Origin of the sequence: Synechococcales cyanobacterium CNB (genome assembly GCA_030263455.1) — a bacterium.
In the GTDB taxonomy this organism is placed as follows: domain Bacteria; phylum Planctomycetota; class Phycisphaerae; order Phycisphaerales; family UBA1924; genus CAADGN01.
On sequence record SZOZ01000004.1, the window covers coordinates 69842 to 88638 of the forward strand.

Genomic DNA, 18797 nt, shown 5'->3' on the forward strand with positions numbered 1-18797 from the left:
CGATTGACCGCCGACCAGGTCCGCAGCACGTTCGTCGAGTTCTTCCGCGAGCGCGGGCACACTCTGGTTCCGTCCAGCCCGGTCGTGCCGCACGACGACCCGACGCTGCTCTTCGCCAACGCGGGCATGAACCAGTTCAAGCCGCTCTTCCTCGGGACGGCAGCGCCGGGCAGCCCGCTGCACGGGCTGAAGCGGGCGGCGAACAGCCAGAAGTGCATCCGGGCCGGGGGGAAGCACAACGACCTCGAGGACGTGGGCAAGGACACCTACCACCACACCTTCTTCGAGATGCTGGGCAACTGGTCGTTCGGCGACTACTTCAAGGGCGAGGCGATCGGGTGGGCGTGGGAGCTGCTCACGACGGTCTACGGCGTGCCGGGGGACAGGCTGTACGCGACGTACTTCGGCGGCGATCCGGCGACGGGCCAGCCTGCGGACGAGGAAGCGCGGCAGTTGTGGCTTCGTCACCTGCCGGCGGAGCGCGTGCTGCCGGGATCGTTCAAGGACAACTTCTGGGAGATGGGCGAGACGGGGCCGTGCGGGCCGTGCTCGGAGATCCACTTTGATCGCATCGGCGGGCGCGACGCCGCGAAACTCGTGAACACCGGCGACCCGGACGTGATCGAGGTCTGGAACCTGGTGTTCATCCAGTTCGACCGGCAGGCCGACGGCTCGCTGCGGGCGCTGCCCTCCCGGCACGTTGACACCGGCATGGGGCTGGAGCGGCTCACCAGCATCCTCCAGGGCGTGCGGAGCAACTACGATACCGACCTCTTCGCCCCGCTCTTCGAGGAGATCATGCGCAAGACCGGCGCGCCGCACGAATACCGCGGCCGGCTGGGCGATCGCGACGATGGGCGCGTGGACACGGCGTACCGGGTGATCGCCGACCACGCGCGCACCCTGACGTTCGCCATCGCCGACGGGGCGACGCCGAGCAACGAGGGACGCGGCTACGTGCTGCGCCGGGTGCTGCGCCGGGCGGTGCGGTTCGGGCACCAGTTCCTCGGGGCGCGGACGGGGTTCCTGAGCGAGGTCGTGCCGGCGGTGGTGCGGACGATGGGGAGGGCCTTCCCCGAGTTGCGCGCGGCCGAGGCGCGGGTGGTCGGGACGATCCACGAGGAAGAGGTGAGTTTCGGGAAGACGCTGGACCGCGGGATGAAGTTGTTCGAGGAGGCGGCTGCCCGCACGCACAAGGGCGGCAGCATCACAGCAGAAGACGCCTTCATGCTCTACGACACCTACGGCTTCCCGCTTGACCTGACGGTCCTCATGGCAGAAGAGCGCGGCATGCTCGTCGATACCGAGGGCTTCGAGCGGCTGATGGCCGAGCAGCGCGAACGTTCGCGGGCGGGAGCCAAGGAGGGGGGGGGCGGACTGACGCTCAGCGCGGAGGCGATCGACCGGCTCGGCCGGTTGCGCGTCAAGCCCACGCACGACTCGGACAAGTACCACGGGCGCGACATGCGCGCCACCGTGCGGGCGGTCTGGAACGGCGCGAACTTCGACGAGCACGCGACGGCCTCCGACGGGCACGCGCGCGTGGGCGTCATCCTCGACCGGACGAACTTCTACGCCGAGTCCGGCGGGCAGGTTGCCGACCACGGTCGGATGCTCGTGACGAAGGAGGCGAGCGGCGGCCTGCCGCACGGCGGGGAGTTCCGCGTCGAGGACGTGCGCGCCTTCGGCGGCTACGTCGTGCACGTCGGCCGCGTCGTGCGGGGCGAGATCCGCGTGGGCGACGACGTGCACCTGCACGTGGACCACTCGCGCCGCGGGCCGACGGCCGCCAACCACACCGCGACGCACCTGCTGAACCTCGCGCTGCGGCGAACGGTCGGCGCGCACGTGGACCAGAAAGGCTCGCTCGTCGCGCCGGAGCGCCTGCGCTTCGACTTCGCCAACAACGGCCCGGTCTCGCCCGAGCAACTGGCCGAGTCGGAGCGGATCGTGCGCGAGCACATCGCGCGTGACCTGCCGGTGTACGCCGACCTTGCGCCGCAGTTCGTGGCGCGCGGCATCACCGGGCTGCGGGCGGTCTTCGGCGAGGCCTACCCGGATCCGGTGCGTGTCGTTTCCATCGGCGTGCCGATCAAGGACTTGCTCGACAAGCCGGGTGATCCCCGGTGGGCCGAGTATTCGGTCGAGTTCTGCGGCGGGACGCACCTGGCGCACACGGGCGAGGCGAAGGAGTTCGCGCTGGTCTCGGAAACCGGCATCGCCAAGGGCGTGCGTCGGGTCGAGGCGGTGACGGGCGCGGCCGCGCTGGCGGCGCACGCGGCGGCGGACGCGATGGCCGAGCGGATCGGGGCTGCCGCGTCGCTCCCCGCGGCGGGCCTGCGGCGCGAGGCCGGGGAGATCGCCGCCGAGATCGACGAGCTGACGATGCCGGTCGCGCGCAAGGCGGAGTTGCGTGCCGCGCTGGCCGGGCTGCAGGAGCGTCTGAAGTCCGCCGCGAAGGAAGAATCGAAGGCGAAGGCGGCGGAGGCGGCGCACCTGGCGAGGCAGATCGCCGAGTCCGCCGGTGTCTCGCCGGACCCGATCGTCGTGGCGACGCTCGACGCGGGCGGCGACCGGCAGGCGTTGCAGGCCGCGCTGCAGACGATCCGGGACCGCTGCCCGCGAAAGGCCGTCATGCTGCTGAGCGTGGACGACGGGGAGAAGCCGTCGGTCTCGATCATCGCGGGCGTGCCCGAAGAACTGATGAAACTCGGCATCCGCGCCGGCGAGTGGGTTCGCGAGGCCGCGCAGGCGGTCGGCGGCAAGGGGGGGGGCAGGCCCGACCAGGCGCAGGGCGGCGGGCCGGACGTCGGCAAGGTGAAGCAGGCGGTAGCGGCGGCACGGACGTGGGCGATGCGGCAAGTCACCTCCAACGCATGATCGGGGCGGACCATGGCACGACGGCCGGGCGAGCCGCCGGAACTGCCCGAGGAGTTGAGGCCGAGGTCTCCTCTGCCACGGCCGAGTGAACCCGCGCCCAAGCGGGCGGTCTCCGCTCTCGGCCCGATCGCGGCGGTGGGCACGCTGGGGACGGAGTTCGTGGCGGCGGTCGGGCTGCTCGCCCTGGGCGGGTGGTGGCTGGACGGCAAGGTCGGGACGGCCCCGGTGCTCACGCTCGTGGGCATGGCCCTGGGCCTGACCATCGGCACCTGGCGGCTGATGCGGGCGGTCAGGGAACTCAACAAACCCCGCGGCAAGGGGCATGGCGGGAGCGGGTCCGCGAAGGCTTGAAAGGTGAGGGCGATCGCTCGCCGGGGGTGAGGGTGGCTGCTATTCTTCCCGTCCTACGGGACTGGCTGCGGCGTCATGGGAATCGCCGGGCCGAACCCCGAGGGGTTTCGGACGACACCATGACCGCGAGCGCCTCCCAACCGACGGTGCGGCTGCCCCTGCCGAGACTCGGCGCGGCCGTTGCGCTCGGAACGCTGGCCGGCGCGGGGCTTGCGGCCTTGGTCTGGATGCTCGTCGGCGAAGAGGGCGCGACGCGAGCCGTGATGCTGGCCACGATCGTCTGCCTCGCGGCAGGCGTGGCGGGGCTGGTGCCGGCGTGGCTCGCGGGTGAGCGGAGCGTGATGGCGGCGACGGCGAGCGTGATCGCGGGCACGACGCTGCGCATGGCTGCCGCGGTCGGCCTGGGATGGGCGGTCTACTCGGCCCAGGGGCTTGAGAAACTGCCGTTCTGGACCGCGCTGCTCGCGGCGCAGGCGGGAGCGCTGGCGGCTGAGACGAAGGTTGCGGCGGGCGTGGGTCGGCGGCTCGGCGCCGGGGAGAAGAGCGGGTCATGAGCGCGTTGCTGACGCTGGCTGCGGACAACCCGATCTCGCACGTCATCGACCACCCGCTGTGGGTCGTGGACGGGTGGTGGCTGTGGTCGGCGAACATGACGAACCTCGTCATTTCCGCGGCGATCCTGCTGATCCTCGGGCCGTACGTGGCGAACAAGATCGCGACCGGGCCTGAGAGCGAGGGCAACGACCGTTACCTGACGAAGAACGCGTTCGCGAGCATGATCGAGGTGATCTGCACCTACCTGCGCGACACGACGATCAGGCCGCTCCTGCACGAGCGGACGGACAAGTACCTGCCCTTCCTGCTGACGGCGTTCTTCTTCATTCTGGTGAACAACCTGATCGGGCTGGTGCCGCTGCTGGACATCCACAACCTGACGTTCAAGGGGCTGGCGGAGCGGCACCTGGCGTGGGTCGGCGGGACGGCGACGCAGAACCTGTGGATCACGGGGGCGATGGCGCTCATCTCGGCGATCGTGTTCAACATCGGCGGGCTGCGGAGCCTGGGCGTGAAGGGCTACATGGCCCACATGACCGGCGGCGTGCCGATGAAGCCGGTGTTCCTGCCGGTCATTCTGCTGGTGGTGGTGATCGAACTGGCGGGCGCGCTGCTCATCAAGCCGGCCGCGCTCGCCATCCGTCTCATGGCGAACATGACGGCCGGGCACATCCTGCTGGCGGTGCTGCTCGGGTTCCCGGCGGCGGCGTTCGCGGGCGGCTGGGCGCTGGGCGTGCCCGTGACGCTGGTGGCGGGCCTGGGCGCGATCGCGGTGTACCTGCTCGAAATCTTCGTCGCGCTGCTGCAGGCGTTCGTGTTCATGTTCCTGACGACCGTCTTCATCAGCCAGCTGATGCCGCACGGCCATCACGACGGGGAGCACGAGCACGGGGAGGGGCAGGCGCACGCGGCGGCGCACTGAGGGGAACGGGTCTGATCGTCGGGGTGTCTCGGCGTCGTGTGCCGGACAGGCCCCATTGAAGGATTCTCGCAACGAGTTCTCTGAATCTGAAAGGGATCGGTAGAGCCATGAAGAACATCGTGAAGCACGCTCTGATCGCGACGGCTGCGGTTGCTGTGTTCGGCCCTGCGCTGGCGATGGCGCAGGATTCGGCGGCGGTGCAGGTGGCGGCCGCCTCGACGGGCAAGATCGGCAAGGGCCTGGCCGCGATCGGCGCGGGCATCGCCGTCCTCGGGGGCGGCCTGGGCATCGGCCTCATCGGCAAGGGCGCGGTCGAGTCGATCGCCCGCCAGCCCGAGGCCTCCGGCCCGATCATGACCAACATGATCCTCTGCGCCGCACTCGTCGAAGGCGCCACGCTCTTCGCCGTCGTCGTCGGCATGATCGCCTGACGCGACGCGGAACGACATTCCCCGTGCGCCGGCCGAAGGGGCGGCGCGCGGATTCGAGTTTTCGATCACAACCGCCCTGGCGCGGGAGATGACCCATGGAACGATTGGTGCGTGCGGCGGCGATGGCGGGGATGGCGATGATGCCGGCGGTCGCGTTCGCGGCGGGCGACGAGGCCCACGCGGCCAAGGGCGAGCCGAGCGTGATCCACGCCCCGAACGCGGGCGTGATGTCCGGCATCATGGCCGTCGTCGTGTTCCTTCTCGTGTACATGATCCTCGCCACGAAGGTCTGGCCGAAGATCGCCAAGGGCCTGAAGGACCGCGAGGAGAAGATCCGCGAGGAGATCGCGGCGGCGGAGGCTGCACGCCAGCAGGCCGCGGACGCGCTGGCGATGTACCAGCAGAGCCTGGCCGAAGCGCGGGCCGAGGCCCAGAAGATGCTCGACGAGACCCGTGCGCAGCAGCAGAAGCTGGCCGCGGAACTGAAGGCGAAGGCGGACGCCGAGCTCGGGCAGATGCGCGAGAAGGCGCTGCGGGACATCGAGGGCGCGAAGCGCGCCGCCCTCAACGAGGTCTACGCCGACGCGGCGAGCCTCGCGGCGATGGTCGCGTCGAAGATTCTGCGGCGCGAGATCAACGCCGCGGACCACCAGGCGTTCGTGGACGAGTCGCTCGCGGAGCTCGAGTCGGTCCGCTCGTGAAGCGGCGAGGAAGGATGCGGCGATGCCCCTGATCGAATCCAAGCCCGACGCCGTGGCGAACACCTACGCCCGCAGCCTCTTCGAGATGGCCGAGGCGGAGGGCGGGCGCGAGAAGACCGAGTCGATCCTCGACCAGCTGGAGGATGTGCTGGAGATGGCCCGCTCGGACGGGCAGTTCGGCGAGTTCCTCGCCTCGCGCGTGCTGGGGGTGAAGGCCCGCGAGGGCGCGCTGCGGCGCATCTTCGAGGGCCGGTGCGACGACCTGCTCCTCCGGTTCCTGCTCGTGCTGAACATGAAGGAGCGGCTCGGGCACCTGCCCGCGATCGTCGCGGCCTACGACGCGATCGTGCAGGAGCGCTTCGGCCGCGTCGAAGTGGACGTCTTCACCGCCGCCCCCGTGAGCGCGAACGAGCTGGCCGCGGTGCGTGACCGGCTCGGCCGCGCCCTGAAGAAGGACGTCGTGGTCCACCCCTACGTGGACGAGTCCATCATCGGCGGCATCCGGTTCCGCATCGGCGATCAGCTCGTGGACGCCTCGGTGGCGACGCGCCTGCGCCGCATGCGCGAGCAGCTGGCCTCGCGCGGGGCGGCCGCGGTGCGCGGCAACGCGGCGCGGATCATCGACAACCAGGGCGGCGCGTAACGCGCGCCCGGCGCGGACGACCTGCACGGACGAGGAGGCACAGGGATGGCGAAGAAGAGCGTCGGGGCCGTCGAGGTCGCCGGCAAGCGTGTGCTCGTGCGCGTGGACTTCAACGTGCCGATCGACGGCGGGGTGATCGGCGACGACCGCCGTATCCGCGAGGCCCTGCCCACGATCAGGTCCGTCATCGACCGCGGCGGGCGGGCGGTGCTGATCTCGCACCTCGGCCGACCCGAGGGCAGGGGCTACGAGGAGGCGTTCTCGCTGCGTCCCGTCGCGGCGCGGCTGGGCGAGCTGCTCGGCAGGCCGGTCGCGTTCCCCTCGCAGGACTGCACCGACGAGGCCGCGCTCAACGCCGTCAACACGATGAAGGACGGCGAGGTCGTGCTGCTCGAGAACCTGCGGTTCCACAGGGGCGAGAAGGACGGCGACGCGGCGTTCGCCGGGCGGCTCGCGCTGCTGGGCGACGTGTACGTCAACGACGCCTTCGGCACCTGCCACCGCGCGGACGCCTCGATGGTCGCGCTGCCGCGCGCGATGCAGGGCCGGCCGCGCGTGGTCGGGTTCCTGGTCGAGAAGGAGATCCGCTACCTGAGCGACGCCCTGCGCGCCCCGGCCAAGCCCTTCGTGGTCGTGCTGGGGGGGGCGAAGGTCTCGGACAAGATCGGCGCGGTGGGCCACTTGCTGCCGAAGTGCGACGCGCTCCTGATCGGCGGGGCGATGGCGTACACCTTCCTGCGCGCGCTGGGGCGGCAGGTGGGCGAGAGCCGCGTCGAGGAGAAGTTCGTCGCCGAGGCGAAGCGGATGGTCGAGGAGGCCGCGCGGCTGAAGTGCGACCTGCACCTGCCGGAGGACCACGTCTGCTCGACGCAGTTCGCCGAGACCTCGGGGCAGGTCGAGGTGCAGCGCGAGCACGTCAAGCCCGGCTTCATGGGGCTGGACATCGGCCCGTCGACGCAGGCGACGTTCGCCCGAGTGCTCCGCGGCGCGAAGACGATCGTCTGGAACGGGCCGATGGGCGTCTTCGAGTGGATGCCCTTCCGCGTCGGCACGCAGCAGGTGGCCCGCGCCATCGCGGACGCGACGGCCGCCGGCGCGACGAGCATCGTCGGCGGAGGCGACACGGCCGCCGCGGTCGAGCGGTTCAGGCTCGCCGACAGGATGTCGCACGTCTCGACGGGGGGCGGGGCGAGCCTCGAGATGCTCGAGGGCAGGCGGTTCGAGAGCGTGGACCTGCTCGACGAGGCGTAGGCTTGGCCACGCCATGAGCCTCCGCCCGCCGGTGCGCGACGTGCTGGTGCTCGCCGCCCTGTGCGCGGTGGTGTTCTTCCTGGGCCTCTCCACGCACGGGCTGACCAACTGGCAGGAGGCGCAGCGCGCCCTCGTCGCCCGCGAGATGCACGACCGCGGCGCGTGGATCGTGCCGACGGTGCACGGCCGGCCGTACCTCGCCAAGCCGCCGCTGGTCTACTGGGCGCCGATGGCCCTCGCGCGGCTGACGGGCACGCGCCCGGGCGAGTGGCACCTGCGCGCGACGGTCGCGATGGCGATGTCGCTGGGCGTGGTGGGCGTCTACCTGCTCGGGCGCCGGATGCTGCACGAGCGCGACGCGGGCGAAGGGGCGAGCCTCGGCGGGCGGGCGTGGGCGCAGCACGCGGCGTGGTGGGCGGCTCTGTTCCTCGGCACGGGCATCCTCTCGGTGCGCTCCGGGCGCATCGGCGAACTCGACGCGATCCTCGTCCCATTCGTCGTCGGCGCGGTCTGGGCGATCGACGCCGCGTGGCGTTCGCACCGCGAGCGTTCGCGCACGGCTTGGGGGGCGGTGTCGGCGGCGTGCATGTGCGCCGCGGGGGCCGCGCTCACGAAGGGGCCGCCGGGGCTGCTCGTCATCGGGCTGGCCGGCTACGGCGGGATCGCGCTGCGCTGCGCCGTCGAGCACGCGCCCCGGGGCGCGCGCGCGTGGGGCGTGGTCGCGGCCTGCGCGCTGGCGGCCGCCGCGGCGGTGGCGGCGACGCGGGCCGACGAGGTGCGGTCGTTCGGAGACGCGGCCGGCCTCGCGCTGATGACGGCGTGCGTCGCGCTGCCGGCCGCGCTGGTCGGCGCGCTGGCCCGCCCCGCGCCGCTGCGGGCGTGCATCGCCGCGTTTGCGCGCACACACCCGGTCGGCGTGCTGGGCGTGGGCGCGGCCGCGCTGTGGGCGTGGGGGCGGGCGGTGACGGCGCGCATCGGGCCGGAGGCGGTGCGGGACGCGCTCGAGCTCGAAGCCTCGGAGAACCTGCAGCTCTTCGTGCCCGAGGCCCCGCTGGCCTATCTCGAAGCGGCGGCCTACGGCGTCGGCCTCGGCTCGATCGCCGCGCTCGCCGGGCTGGTGTGGCTGGTGCGCGACCGCGTGCGTCCGACGCCGGGATTGTGCGTGGTGATCGCGTGGGTCGTGCTGGGCGCGTGCGGGTTCGCCGCGCTGAGCAAGGGCGTGCCGCGCTACCTGACGCCGGTCTGGCCGGGCGTCGCGCTGCTGGGGGGGGCGTGGATGGCCTCGGCGGTGCGCGACTTCGCGTGGGGGGGGGCGCTGGCGCGCGCCGCCGCGGTCGCGGTCGCGGTCATGGCCGCGGCGCAGGGGGCGTGGTACGGCTACGGGCGCGAGTGGGCGGAGGCGGAGCGCTCGCCGCGGGCGTTCGTCGCCGCGCTGCGCGGGCCGGGGCTGCTGGTCGATCCGTCGCGGCTGGCATCGGTGGACTTCTGGCACCCGGCGGTGGAGTACTACGCGGGCACGCGCGTCGAGCCGTACTTCGACGCCGGGCCGGAGACGCGGTACCCGTTCGGCGCGCCCCTCCCGCTGGCCGCGCTGGTCGAGCGCGTGCGCGCCGAGGGGCCGTGGACGGTGCTGGTGCGGGCCGCGCCGCACGCCGACGCCGCGCCGGGCGACCCGCTCGAGCGGCTGCGCGCCGCCGGGCTGGAGGTGACGCCGCTGCCGGTCGCCGCGCCCTTCGAGATCGACTACGGGCGGACGGGCGTGCTGGCGGTTCGCGTCCGCGCGGCGGCCCCGTGACCCGCGACCCCCACGGCCCCCCACGAGCGGGCGCGTGACCCCTACGAGCGGGCGCGTGACCCCCACGAGCGGGCGCATGACCCCCACGAGCGGGCGCATGACCCCCACGAGCGGGCGCATGACCCCCACGAGCGGGCGCATGACCCCCACGAGCGCCCACGAGCGGGCGCATGCCCAGGACGCGCCGACCCGTGCCCGACCCCCACGGACCCGTGCCCGAGGCGCGCGGGCACGGGTCCGAGGCGCATGGGCGCACGCTCGCGAGGGTCGGACGTGGGTTTCAGCCCCGCGCACTGAAGCCGGGGGCGGATCGGCCCGATGGCAACCCCCATGCGCGTCCTCCCCAAGTCGGACTCACGCCTGATCGACTTCCTCGCCGCCCACCTCGACGGGTGGGAGGCCGACCCCGGGGCCATCGGCCTGACGGCCGCCGAGGTGGCCGCCCTCCGCACGCTGTACGAGTCGGCCTCGTCGGCGCGGACGGCCGCGCAGGAGGCCCGCGACGCGGCCCGGGCCGCGACGGCCTCGTTCCGCGAGGCGGCCTCGACGGCCCGGCGCCGCACGGCGGCGGCGGTGGCGCGGATCAAGGCGGCGGCGGCCGACGACCCCGAGGTCTACGCGGCGGCGGCGATCCCCGCGCCGCGTCCGCCCTCGCCCGCGCCCGCGCCGGGCGTGCCCTACCGCTTCCGGACGACGCTGCGCCAGGACGGGACGGTGGGGCTGCGCTGGTCGTGCGCCACGCCGCCGGGGCTGGGGGGGACGGTCTACGAGGTGGCGCGGTCGCTCGGGGGTGGGCCGTTCGAGACGCTCGGCGTCGCGGGCGGGCGTGCCTTCACCGACGAGACGCTCCCGCCGGGCGGAGGGGGGGGCGAGACGGTCTACCGCGTGCGGGCCCTGCGCAGCACGGGCCGCGGCGATCCCGCGCTGCACGCGGTCCTCTTCGGGTCCGCGCGGGACGCGCCGCGCGCCGAAACGACGGCCCGCCGCGCGGCGTGAGCACGGCGCGCGGCCGACCGCTCCCCCACGGTCGCGGCCCGTCACGCGTACGGGTCGTAGGCGGGGAACTTCACGCCCTCGAGGAACTTCGCGTAGTGCTGGTTGCGCCCGGCCGAGGTGGTGTAGAGCGGGCGGTTCACCTGGTCGTACGAGAGCGTGCGGACGGTGCGTCGGCTCTTGTGGAACTCGTTGCAGGCGTCGTCCCACTCCAGGCCCAGGAACTCGATGATGCGCGGGAACTCGGTCTCGGGGTCGTTCACGAGCCGCTCGTAGTGCACGTCGAGGATCGGCACGTCCAGCGACGACTTCCAGTGCTCCATCATGCGCATCGACTGCTCCCACGCGGCGACGACCCAGTCGATCCGCGTCGTCCACGGGTGCATCCGGTTGTTGAACCCGCCCATGAAGCAGCTGACGGCCACGTCGCGCGGGTCGCGGATGGCGTGGATGATGCGCGTCCTCGGGAAGAGCCGCGCGATCAGCCCGACCAGCCGGTTGTTCCCCAGCGACTTGTTCACGATGCGCTCGGCCGTCGGCGCGAGCCTGCGCACCTCGCGGACGTACCTCTCCGCGACCTGCGTCCACCTGCGGCTGTTGAACGGGCCGAAACTCTCGGGCGGCTCGAGGTCCGGGTTCCACGCGGCGGCAAGCTCGATGGCGAAGCGGTCGATGGTGTCGAGCTCACCCACGCCCGCCGCCCGGGGGTGGGCGTCGATGATCTGGTCGATGAGGCTGGTGCCGCTGCGGGGCATCCCGGCGACAAAGACCGGCACCTCGCTGGCGCAGGAACTGATGGGGAACTTCGCCATCTTCTCGCGCGACCAGTGCGTCATCAGGGCCGTCACCTGCTCGCGGTAGACCTCGGGGTCGAAGGGGAGGGCCTCGAACCTGTTCGCTTCCTCCGCCGAGCGGAACGCGCCCTCGTAGTCCTTCGCCTTGTCGCAGGCCTTGGCCCGGGTGTAGAGCAGGCCGCACCGACGCCGCTCGTCGGGCTGGTGGTTGGCGATCAGGTCGTCGATGACGCCGATCGCCTCCTCGTAACGCTTCTGCTGGATGAGGAGCTTGGCCCACTCGGCCAGGATGGGCGCCTCGGCCTGGCGGTCCTGCTGCTTCGCTCGCTCGAGCAGCGGCTCCACGACGGCGAGCGACTCGTCGTACCGGCCCGCCTCCTCGAGCGAGCCGGCCTTCGTCGCCAGGGCCAGCACGTTGCCGGGGGCGAGTTCGAGGGCGCGATCGCACATCCGCACCGCCTCGTCCGTCTCGCCGCGCAGGCGGTGAGCGCGGGCGATCAGGAGCGCGGCGCCCGGGTTCGGGAGCAGCCGCATCGAGCGTTCGCCGTACTCCAGGGCGGCGTCGATTTCGAACCGCACCTCGTGGACGATGCCCATGTAATAAAGCATCTCCGCGTCGGGCCTCCCCCGCTGCACGGCCTCTTGGAGCAGTTCCTCGGCGATCACCCACTGCTGGGCATTGACGGCCTGACGGATGGCGTGGATGCGCTGGGATTGGCCCTGGATGATCATCGTCCTGCCCGACTCGCCGTTGCCTGCGGGCGCGCCGCACACGCGATGCGGCCGGCGCCCGGGATAAGAGTGCGGTGCGCCGGTCCGAGCGCCCGCGGGCGAATCGTAGACGCGGGCACGCGCGCGTGCCGGGCGCGACGGGGGTTGTGGAAACAACCCGACCCGGCTTTCACCGGGTCGGGCTTGAGCGTGTGTTGTTCACGCCTGCGATTCTCTCACCCGCGGCGCAAGCCGGGAGCGGGAGTCCGCCGGCGTGCCGTGCCGTCAGCGACGGCGACGGGTGGCGACCAGGCCGCCGAGGGCCAGGAGCGCCGCGCTGCTCGGGGCGGGCACGAGGTAGGTGCAGACCTTCCGCTGGACGCCTTCCGCGCCGCCGCCGGCGTCGAAGATGTCGATGCGGGTGATCCCGTTGCCGAGGACGCCGAGGTTCGCGCCGAACGCGCCGCCGACGTTCACGTTGTTGTAGGCGGTGGAGCCGTTGGAGTCATAGACCGTGATGTTGACGGACGCGCCGCCGACGACGGTGAGAGCGTTGAACTCAACGGCCTGCACGCCCGCGCCGGAGAAGTCCATGCGGAACGCGTCGACGAAGTAGTTCGCCAGGAGGGCGTTGTGCGGGTTGCCGAAGCCGTAGTGCGGCCCGAGGGTGGCGATGTTGTAGAAGTAGTTCGCCGCGTTCACGGTGTTGAACGAGTGCGTGGCGTAGACGGTGCCGGGGCTGACCGGTCCGTTGCCCGCGCTGGTCACCGGCCCCTTGATGCCAATGAGCGGGTAGCTGGCGTCCTTGGTGAAGTCAGAGCAGCCCTCGAGGATGAGGCCGGCCTTGGCCGCGGCCCAGCCGCCGGGGTTCTGGTCGATGTTGAAGAGCTGCGCCGAAGCGGGGGCAGCGAGTCCCGCCGAGAGGATCGTGCCGCCGAAGAGGCACTGTGCGCTGCGAGTCACATTTCTCATTGTCTCGTCACTCCTATACGAATCCACACGAACCACCCGCATGGGGTGATGCCCCCGACAACGCGTCCGAGGCAGTCTGTCTCCGAACCAAGTCGCCAGCATCCCAGCGCCTGCGGCGAACGAAGTCGCCTCAACAACCGCTGGAGCCTCGCGTGGAGGCTGGCGCATGCACCACGGGCAAAGATCGACTTATCTCTCTCCGACTGTCAGTCTCTCTCAATCCGCCACAAACCGAGCGGTACTCACCGGACGAAAGTACCGGATGCCCGATCCCCGTGTCAAGCCCGGTTCGTTCCAAAAACACTTTTTCCTGCACGCCCGCCGTTCGGGGGGAATCAAGCCTTCGGCTGCGGCCATCCGGCAGTGCGAGACAGGAGTACCGGCCCAGCCCGTCGATCCGCACACGGCACGAACTCAACACCCCATTCTCGCATCCGATGCCCAGTCCCTGGCTCGGCACAGCCCGACGAACGATCGGCGGGTTCTCCAGGTCCCCCCATCGACACAACTGCGGCGTCGATCCCCGAGTTCAGGTGCCGTCCACTGTGCATACTCCGAACGATCGTGTCCCGAGCAAATCCGGCGGATTCCCCTTGATTCGCGCCTTCAAAGCAGGGATATTGCCCCATGAACGAACGGGCAATCCCCCTCGTTCTGAGGAGTTTGTGCGTTTCGATGGATGCGCGGGCATGTCCGAGGCCCCGACACCCAGCGGGCGTCGGCCGAGGCACCCCTCTGGAGCGCGACGGTGCGTCGCGCGGGGGTCGCCGGAGCGCGAGTCACCGGAGCGCGGAAGGAGATTGAGACATGAGGAGTCTCGTCGTGGTCAGCGCGCTCGCGCTGACGGGAAGCATGGCGATGGCTGACATCGCGGAGCCGGTCTCCGTGGTCAACTACGCCAAGTACAACCTGACGACCGGCAAGGTCAAAGTCGGCGGCGGGGGCCACCGCACCCACCAGATCGCGTGGGACAGCACGAACCAGACCGGGTTCTTCTCGAACCGCGTCAGCACCCAATGGGTCGTGGACTGGGGCGATGTTCCCGCAGGCAATCTCGTGCTGAACACGGTGGACGGGTTCCAGATCGGCTACGCGACCAACAGCACCGTGCCCGTGGACATCGAGGTCCGATTCTACGAGAACGGCAACGGGTTCAACGACGTCTCGAACCAGGTGGCCGCGTTCCTCCTCACGGGCCTGCCCGGCTCAAACACCGGCGGCGTTCAGGCCTGGATCGTTGACGTGAACCTGGGATCCTCGGCGTTCATCATGAACGGACCGGACAAGGATTCCATCCCCGGCCAGGACTTCGAGTACTCCTACAACATGGCCAACCGCGGCAACGCCACCAGCATGGGACCGCTGATCTCGACCGGCGGTCACGGGCAGGAGGACGCCTTCGACCGCTACGACGGCGGGCCGCAAGGCTCCGGCACGTACGCGGGCACCTTCTTCTTCGGCGGGAACCCCTTCGCGCAGTTCCACATGCGTCTCTACACGATCCCGGCGCCAGGCTCGCTCGCCCTCGTCGGGCTGGGCGGGCTGCTCGCCGCTCGTCGCCGTCGCTGACGACGACTCCGGCAGACCGAGGACGGGGCGTCCCTCTCCGAGTACGCACGAACCCGCCCGACCCGGCGGGTTCGTGTTGTTATTCATGTCGGAGAGCGCGCATGCCCCGCGCTTGTCGCGACCGGTTCAGGCGTTCGAGCGCGGGAGGATGCGCCGCGACGAGCCGGACGATCTGCGTCGGCGTGCATCCGAGCCGAACGGCCGCCTGCTTCACGTCCAGGCCGCACGCCTCCACGACGTCGAGCGCCTCGGCGAGCATGGCCGGGTAGTCAGGGTGCCGCGAGTTGCACGCGATGCGACCGTCCGTGCCGCAGCGCGAGAGCCAGAGCGCGGTGCGGCACTCCCCGCGCGGCACCGCGGCGCGGTGCTCCGTGGCCAGGATCAGACGCAACCTCCGCAACGCCACGCGCCGGTTCTCCTCCGCACTGCGGCGTTCCGACGCCTGCGCTGACAGCCCCGTGGGCGTGTGGGTCAGGATCACGAGGGTCTGGACTCTGTTGCGGTGCTGCCCGCCAGGTCCGCTGCTGCGCCCTCGCCCGAGCGAGCACTGTCGCAGCAGAACATCCGGGTCAAGGGATGCCGGATGGTGCGAAACTCGCGGCTTCGACGGTGGTTCCGGCATATGGCGCACCGTGAAAGGTCAGTCCGGATCGGCACGTGCCGCGCGGGCGCGCGCCAGGTCCGCCTCGGTCATCGTCCAGAGACGCTCGACCAGCGCGAAGCCCCGCGGGTCATGCCGACGGAGTTGCGGGCGTGTGAACGGGAAGTAGTCGTTGAGCCCGAAGTACGCCTCTGTCAGTTCGGCGAAGTACTCCTGCGGGTTGTTCGCGGCGTAGGCACGCGCGGGCGATCCGTCCGCCGCGAGGTTGTGGGCGACCGCCTCGTACAGGCCCTCGGCCATCGCGCTTTCGTAGGCCGCGCGGACATCCGGGTGGTCGTAGCCGAGCGCGTGGTGGTAGGCGTGCGCGAACTCGTGGAGCGTCATGAACGGCTGGTTCCGCCGCCACTCGAGAAAGTCCCGAGCGTTCACGACCTCGATGCCGCCGGCCTTCTCACGGAGCAGGCCGTGGGCCGCGAGCCACTGCGGCGAGGGGTGGTAGCACATGCCCCGCCCGCTCATGCCGCCCGGGACGGCCGCGCCCTGGGCCTCGACCCAGACCGTGACCGTGCGCAGGAACGCGAGTTGCGGCAACGCGACCGATCGTTCCACCATCGACAGGTCGTGCTCGAGACTGACAAGCGTGTCTCGCACGAGCGTGTCGTCGGTCAGCAACGCACGGTTGACCATCACGCTGAAGCCCCGGATTGAACGGGCCTCGTAGTTATCGATGGACTCGTGGCACCCGCCCGTGCGCTGGGGTTGTGCCGCCAGCGGGTTGGGCGTGACGGACGAGAACGTCAGCGCGGCCAGAAGGAGCAGTGAACGGGCAACCATGCGATGACTCTCCGGTCAATGCGACGTTGTCGGTACCGCGGACAGGTCGAGGCCGTGCCGCACGCCCGCGGCGAGCAGGGCATGACCCAGCCCGGCGATCATCGCGGCGTTGTCGAGGCAGAACCGCGCGGGCGGCAGTCGCAGTTCCAGCCCCTCGCCGGCCGCGAACGAGGCCAGCTCGGCCCGAAGGCGCGTGTTGGCGGTCACGCCGCCGCCGGTGAGCAGCGATCGGCAAGGCCCGCGCACTCGCAGACCGGCGAGGGCGCGCCGGAGTTTCAGCACGACCGCTTCGCACGCCGCCCGCTGGAACGACGCCGCCAGGTCCGCGCGGTCGCGCTCGGTGAGAACGGGCGGAGTCACCCGCCCGCCCGGGCCGGGCACGCCGCGCACGGCGTAGAGGAGCGCGGTCTTCAGGCCGGAGAACGAGAAGTCGAGGGAATCGCGGGCGAGGCGTGCGATCGGGAAGTCGTGGGCGTGATCGTTCGCGCCGGGCGTGCGTGCGAGAGCGTCGATCGCCGGCCCGCCCGGGTAGGGCAGGCCGAGGATCGTGGCGGCCTTGTCGAAGGCTTCGCCGAGGGCGTCGTCAATGGTCGCGCCGAGGCGCGCGAGCGCGACCGGAGACTCAATCGAATAGATGGAGGTGTGCCCGCCGGAGACGACGAGTCCGATCGCCGGGAACAGAGCGTGCGTGTCGCCGCCTGCCGCGTTCCCCTCGTGCAGCAGGCCGGCGTACAGGTGCGCGTGAACGTGATCCACGCCGACAAGCGGGACGCGGAGCGACCAGGCGAGCGCCTTGGCCGCGGCCACCCCCACGACGAGCGATCCGATCAGGCCGGGGCGATATCCGACGGCCACCGCGTCGAGGTCGGCGAGCGCGACGCCCGCCTCGCGCAGCGCGGCGCGAACCACGGGCGTGATGCGCTCGACGTGCGCACGGCTCGCGATCTCCGGCACGACGCCCGCGTACTCCGCGTGCAGGTCGTGCTGCGAGGCGACCACGCTCGACCGGACGCGCGTGCCGTCCTCGACGATCGCGGCGGCGGTCTCATCGCACGATGTTTCCAGGCCGAGCAGCAGCATGACGGGTCAGTCATCGGGCGCTGGGCACCGGGCACCAGCGAGAGCGGGAAGAACGGGAGGGTGAGTCATTCGGCGGGTTCGAGGGGGGCGTCGAGCAGCCAGCGTTCGAGATCGTCGGCCGTGATCCGCATGCGGACGACACGGTTGCCCTCGGGGTCGAAGAGTTCGAGCGTACCGCCCGTGAGTTCGACGTCGTCGGGCCAGAGATCGCGCTGGGCACGAGCGGCGGCGTCGGGCACACCGGTCTCGATCGCAGCGATGCGCCTTTCGAGTCGGCCGAGTTCGCGGAGCATCACGTCGCGCGTCCGCTGGATGCGGCGGAGTTCGTCGAGCGCGATCGCCTCGCGCTCCGGGCCGGGCTGGCCGGTCCGCTCCCACTCGCCGGTGTCGATCCGTGCCTGCACGGCACGCAACGCTGCGGCGAGTTGCGGATCGCGCAGACGGTCCACGATCGTGGCGGGATCGGACCAATCGCCCTCGCCGTTGGCGCGGATGACGTCTTCCTCGCGGCGCACGCGGAGCAGGTCGGACACCTGCTCCGTCGAGAGCGGCATGTAGAAGCCCGGCGTCGGATCGACGCCCCACTCGACGGAGGTGTCGGTTCGTTGCAGGCTTCGCCCGGAGGGCAGGTAGTAGCCCTGCTCCGTGATCTTGAGTTGCGCGCCATTTCCGTTCGGCAGGGTGATGACCGACTGCACGCTGCCCTTGCCCACCGAGCGTGTGCCGAGCACGACGGCACGGCCGTTCTCCTGGAGCGCTCCCGCGAGCACCTCGCTGGCGGATGCGCTCGCCTCGTTGAGCAGGATGATGACGGGAAAATCGGGCAGCGTGCCCTGGGCGCGCGCGGTGGCGACCTCCTCCGGGTGCGCCCTGCCGCGTGTCGACACGATGACGCCTTCCTTGAGGAACATGTCCGCGAGAGCGATCGCTTCGCCGAGAACGCCGCCGGGGTTCCATCGCAGGTCAAGGACGAGGCCGCCCAGTTCACCGCGTTCCGCGCCGTGCTGCAGCAGCACCTCTCCGATCGTGCGTGCGCAACCGGGATTGAACTGCGTGAGCCAGACGTACACGATGCCGCGGTCGGGGTCGATGAGGTGCTGCCACTCGCCCTCCGCGCCGCGTCGATGGAAGCCCTTGACGGGGAGTGTCTTGATCTGGTCGCGGACGACGGTGACGCCGAAGCGCTCGCCCGCGCGTTCAACGGTCAACTCGACCGACGTGCCGGGCTGTCCGGTCAGGACGTCGACACTGTCCTGGGCGGTCTTGCCGAAGGTGGACTCGCCGTTGATCTCGACGATGCGGTCGTCGGGCATGAGGCCTGCCCGGAAGGCGGGCGAGCCTTCGAGCGGCGTGACGATCGTGAGCCAGCCGTCGCGGACGATGACCTGCGCCCCGATGCCGACGTACTCGCCTGTCAGGGCCTTCTCGAACTCGCGCACGTCGCGCGGCGGGACGTAGACCGTGAATGGGTCATTGAGCGACTCGATCATGCCGTCGATGGCGGCCCGCTGCAGCGTCGCGGCGTCCACCGGCTCGACGTAGCGGGTGGTCAGGATGTGCTTGACATCGATGAGCGGGTCGAAGAACTCGTAGTCGCCGCCCATCTGGGCGATGCGGAGCGTCGAGCCGAGCACGGCGACGCCGAGAATGGCGACCAGCGCGACCTGCACGAACACGCGAACCTTTGGCACGGCGTACTCCCTTCGATGCCGCG

The 18797-nt window shown here is 71.2% G+C and carries 17 protein-coding genes; 11 read left to right on the forward strand and 6 right to left on the reverse strand.

Annotated features, from left to right (window positions below):
* Positions 1-3 precede the first annotated feature (3 nt).
* The 10 genes from alaS to FBT69_05495 all read left to right on the forward strand — a co-directional run bounded on the left by alaS (position 4) and on the right by FBT69_05495 (position 10525).
* Entirely contained in the window at positions 4-2880 is a 2877-nt protein-coding gene (alaS, locus tag FBT69_05450; protein MDL1904248.1) for an alanine--tRNA ligase, read from the forward strand.
* 12 nt (positions 2881-2892) lie between these two features.
* Entirely contained in the window at positions 2893-3231 is a 339-nt protein-coding gene (locus FBT69_05455; protein ID MDL1904249.1) for an AtpZ/AtpI family protein, read from the forward strand.
* A gap of 119 nt (positions 3232-3350) precedes the next feature.
* Positions 3351-3785 (forward strand): hypothetical protein, encoded by a 435-nt coding sequence (locus FBT69_05460; GenBank protein ID MDL1904250.1) that lies wholly within the window; start codon positions 3351-3353, stop codon positions 3783-3785.
* Positions 3782-4708, forward strand: coding sequence for a F0F1 ATP synthase subunit A (gene atpB, locus FBT69_05465; protein ID MDL1904251.1), 927 nt, complete (start codon positions 3782-3784; stop codon positions 4706-4708). Before FBT69_05460 ends, atpB begins: the two co-directional genes overlap by 4 nt.
* 239 nt (positions 4709-4947) lie before the next feature.
* Positions 4948-5139 carry an ATP synthase F0 subunit C gene (gene atpE / locus FBT69_05470; GenBank protein MDL1904252.1) on the forward strand — a complete coding sequence of 64 codons (192 nt, stop codon included), beginning with the start codon at positions 4948-4950 and terminating at the stop codon, positions 5137-5139.
* Between the two features lie 95 nt (positions 5140-5234).
* Positions 5235-5840, forward strand: a complete 606-nt coding sequence (atpF, locus tag FBT69_05475; protein ID MDL1904253.1) for a F0F1 ATP synthase subunit B — start codon at positions 5235-5237, stop codon at positions 5838-5840.
* Positions 5841-5862: 22 nt separating this feature from the next.
* Positions 5863-6483, forward strand: a complete 621-nt coding sequence (gene atpH / locus FBT69_05480; protein MDL1904254.1) for an ATP synthase F1 subunit delta — start codon at positions 5863-5865, stop codon at positions 6481-6483.
* A 45-nt stretch (positions 6484-6528) separates the two neighbouring features.
* The gene (locus FBT69_05485) at positions 6529-7734 is read left to right on the forward strand and encodes a phosphoglycerate kinase (protein MDL1904255.1); all 1206 of its coding nucleotides are present in this window, start codon (positions 6529-6531) and stop codon (positions 7732-7734) included.
* A 13-nt stretch (positions 7735-7747) separates the two neighbouring features.
* Positions 7748-9529 carry a hypothetical protein gene (locus FBT69_05490; protein ID MDL1904256.1) on the forward strand — a complete coding sequence of 594 codons (1782 nt, stop codon included), beginning with the start codon at positions 7748-7750 and terminating at the stop codon, positions 9527-9529.
* Positions 9530-9847: 318 nt separating this feature from the next.
* A complete protein-coding gene (locus FBT69_05495; protein MDL1904257.1) occupies positions 9848-10525 on the forward strand; it encodes a hypothetical protein in 678 nt (225 codons plus the stop codon).
* 41 nt (positions 10526-10566) lie between these two features.
* On the opposite strand, the gene FBT69_05500 is transcribed toward FBT69_05495, so the two are convergent.
* A complete protein-coding gene (locus FBT69_05500; protein MDL1904258.1) occupies positions 10567-12048 on the reverse strand; it encodes a tetratricopeptide repeat protein in 1482 nt (493 codons plus the stop codon).
* 264 nt (positions 12049-12312) lie between these two features.
* Positions 12313-13167 carry a PEP-CTERM sorting domain-containing protein gene (locus FBT69_05505; GenBank protein MDL1904259.1) on the reverse strand — a complete coding sequence of 285 codons (855 nt, stop codon included), beginning with the start codon at positions 13165-13167 and terminating at the stop codon, positions 12313-12315.
* Between the two features lie 639 nt (positions 13168-13806).
* On the opposite strand from FBT69_05505, the gene FBT69_05510 reads away from it, so the two are divergent.
* Positions 13807-14568, forward strand: a complete 762-nt coding sequence (locus tag FBT69_05510) for a hypothetical protein (GenBank protein MDL1904260.1) — start codon at positions 13807-13809, stop codon at positions 14566-14568.
* A 79-nt stretch (positions 14569-14647) separates the two neighbouring features.
* Here FBT69_05510 and FBT69_05515 read toward each other — a convergent pair whose 3' ends face one another.
* From FBT69_05515 to FBT69_05530, 4 genes are all read right to left on the reverse strand, one after another.
* Complete coding sequence (locus FBT69_05515; GenBank protein ID MDL1904261.1) at positions 14648-15190, reverse strand: peptide chain release factor-like protein; 543 nt, start codon at positions 15188-15190, stop codon at positions 14648-14650.
* Positions 15191-15208: 18 nt separating this feature from the next.
* Entirely contained in the window at positions 15209-16003 is a 795-nt protein-coding gene (locus tag FBT69_05520) for a zinc-dependent peptidase (protein MDL1904262.1), read from the reverse strand.
* 15 nt (positions 16004-16018) lie between these two features.
* Positions 16019-17083: a tRNA (adenosine(37)-N6)-threonylcarbamoyltransferase complex transferase subunit TsaD gene (gene tsaD / locus FBT69_05525; GenBank protein MDL1904263.1), complete on the reverse strand. Its 1065-nt coding sequence runs from the start codon at positions 17081-17083 to the stop codon at positions 16019-16021.
* Positions 17084-17148: 65 nt separating this feature from the next.
* Positions 17149-18774: a S41 family peptidase gene (locus FBT69_05530; GenBank protein MDL1904264.1), complete on the reverse strand. Its 1626-nt coding sequence runs from the start codon at positions 18772-18774 to the stop codon at positions 17149-17151.
* Positions 18775-18797: the final 23 nt, after the last annotated feature.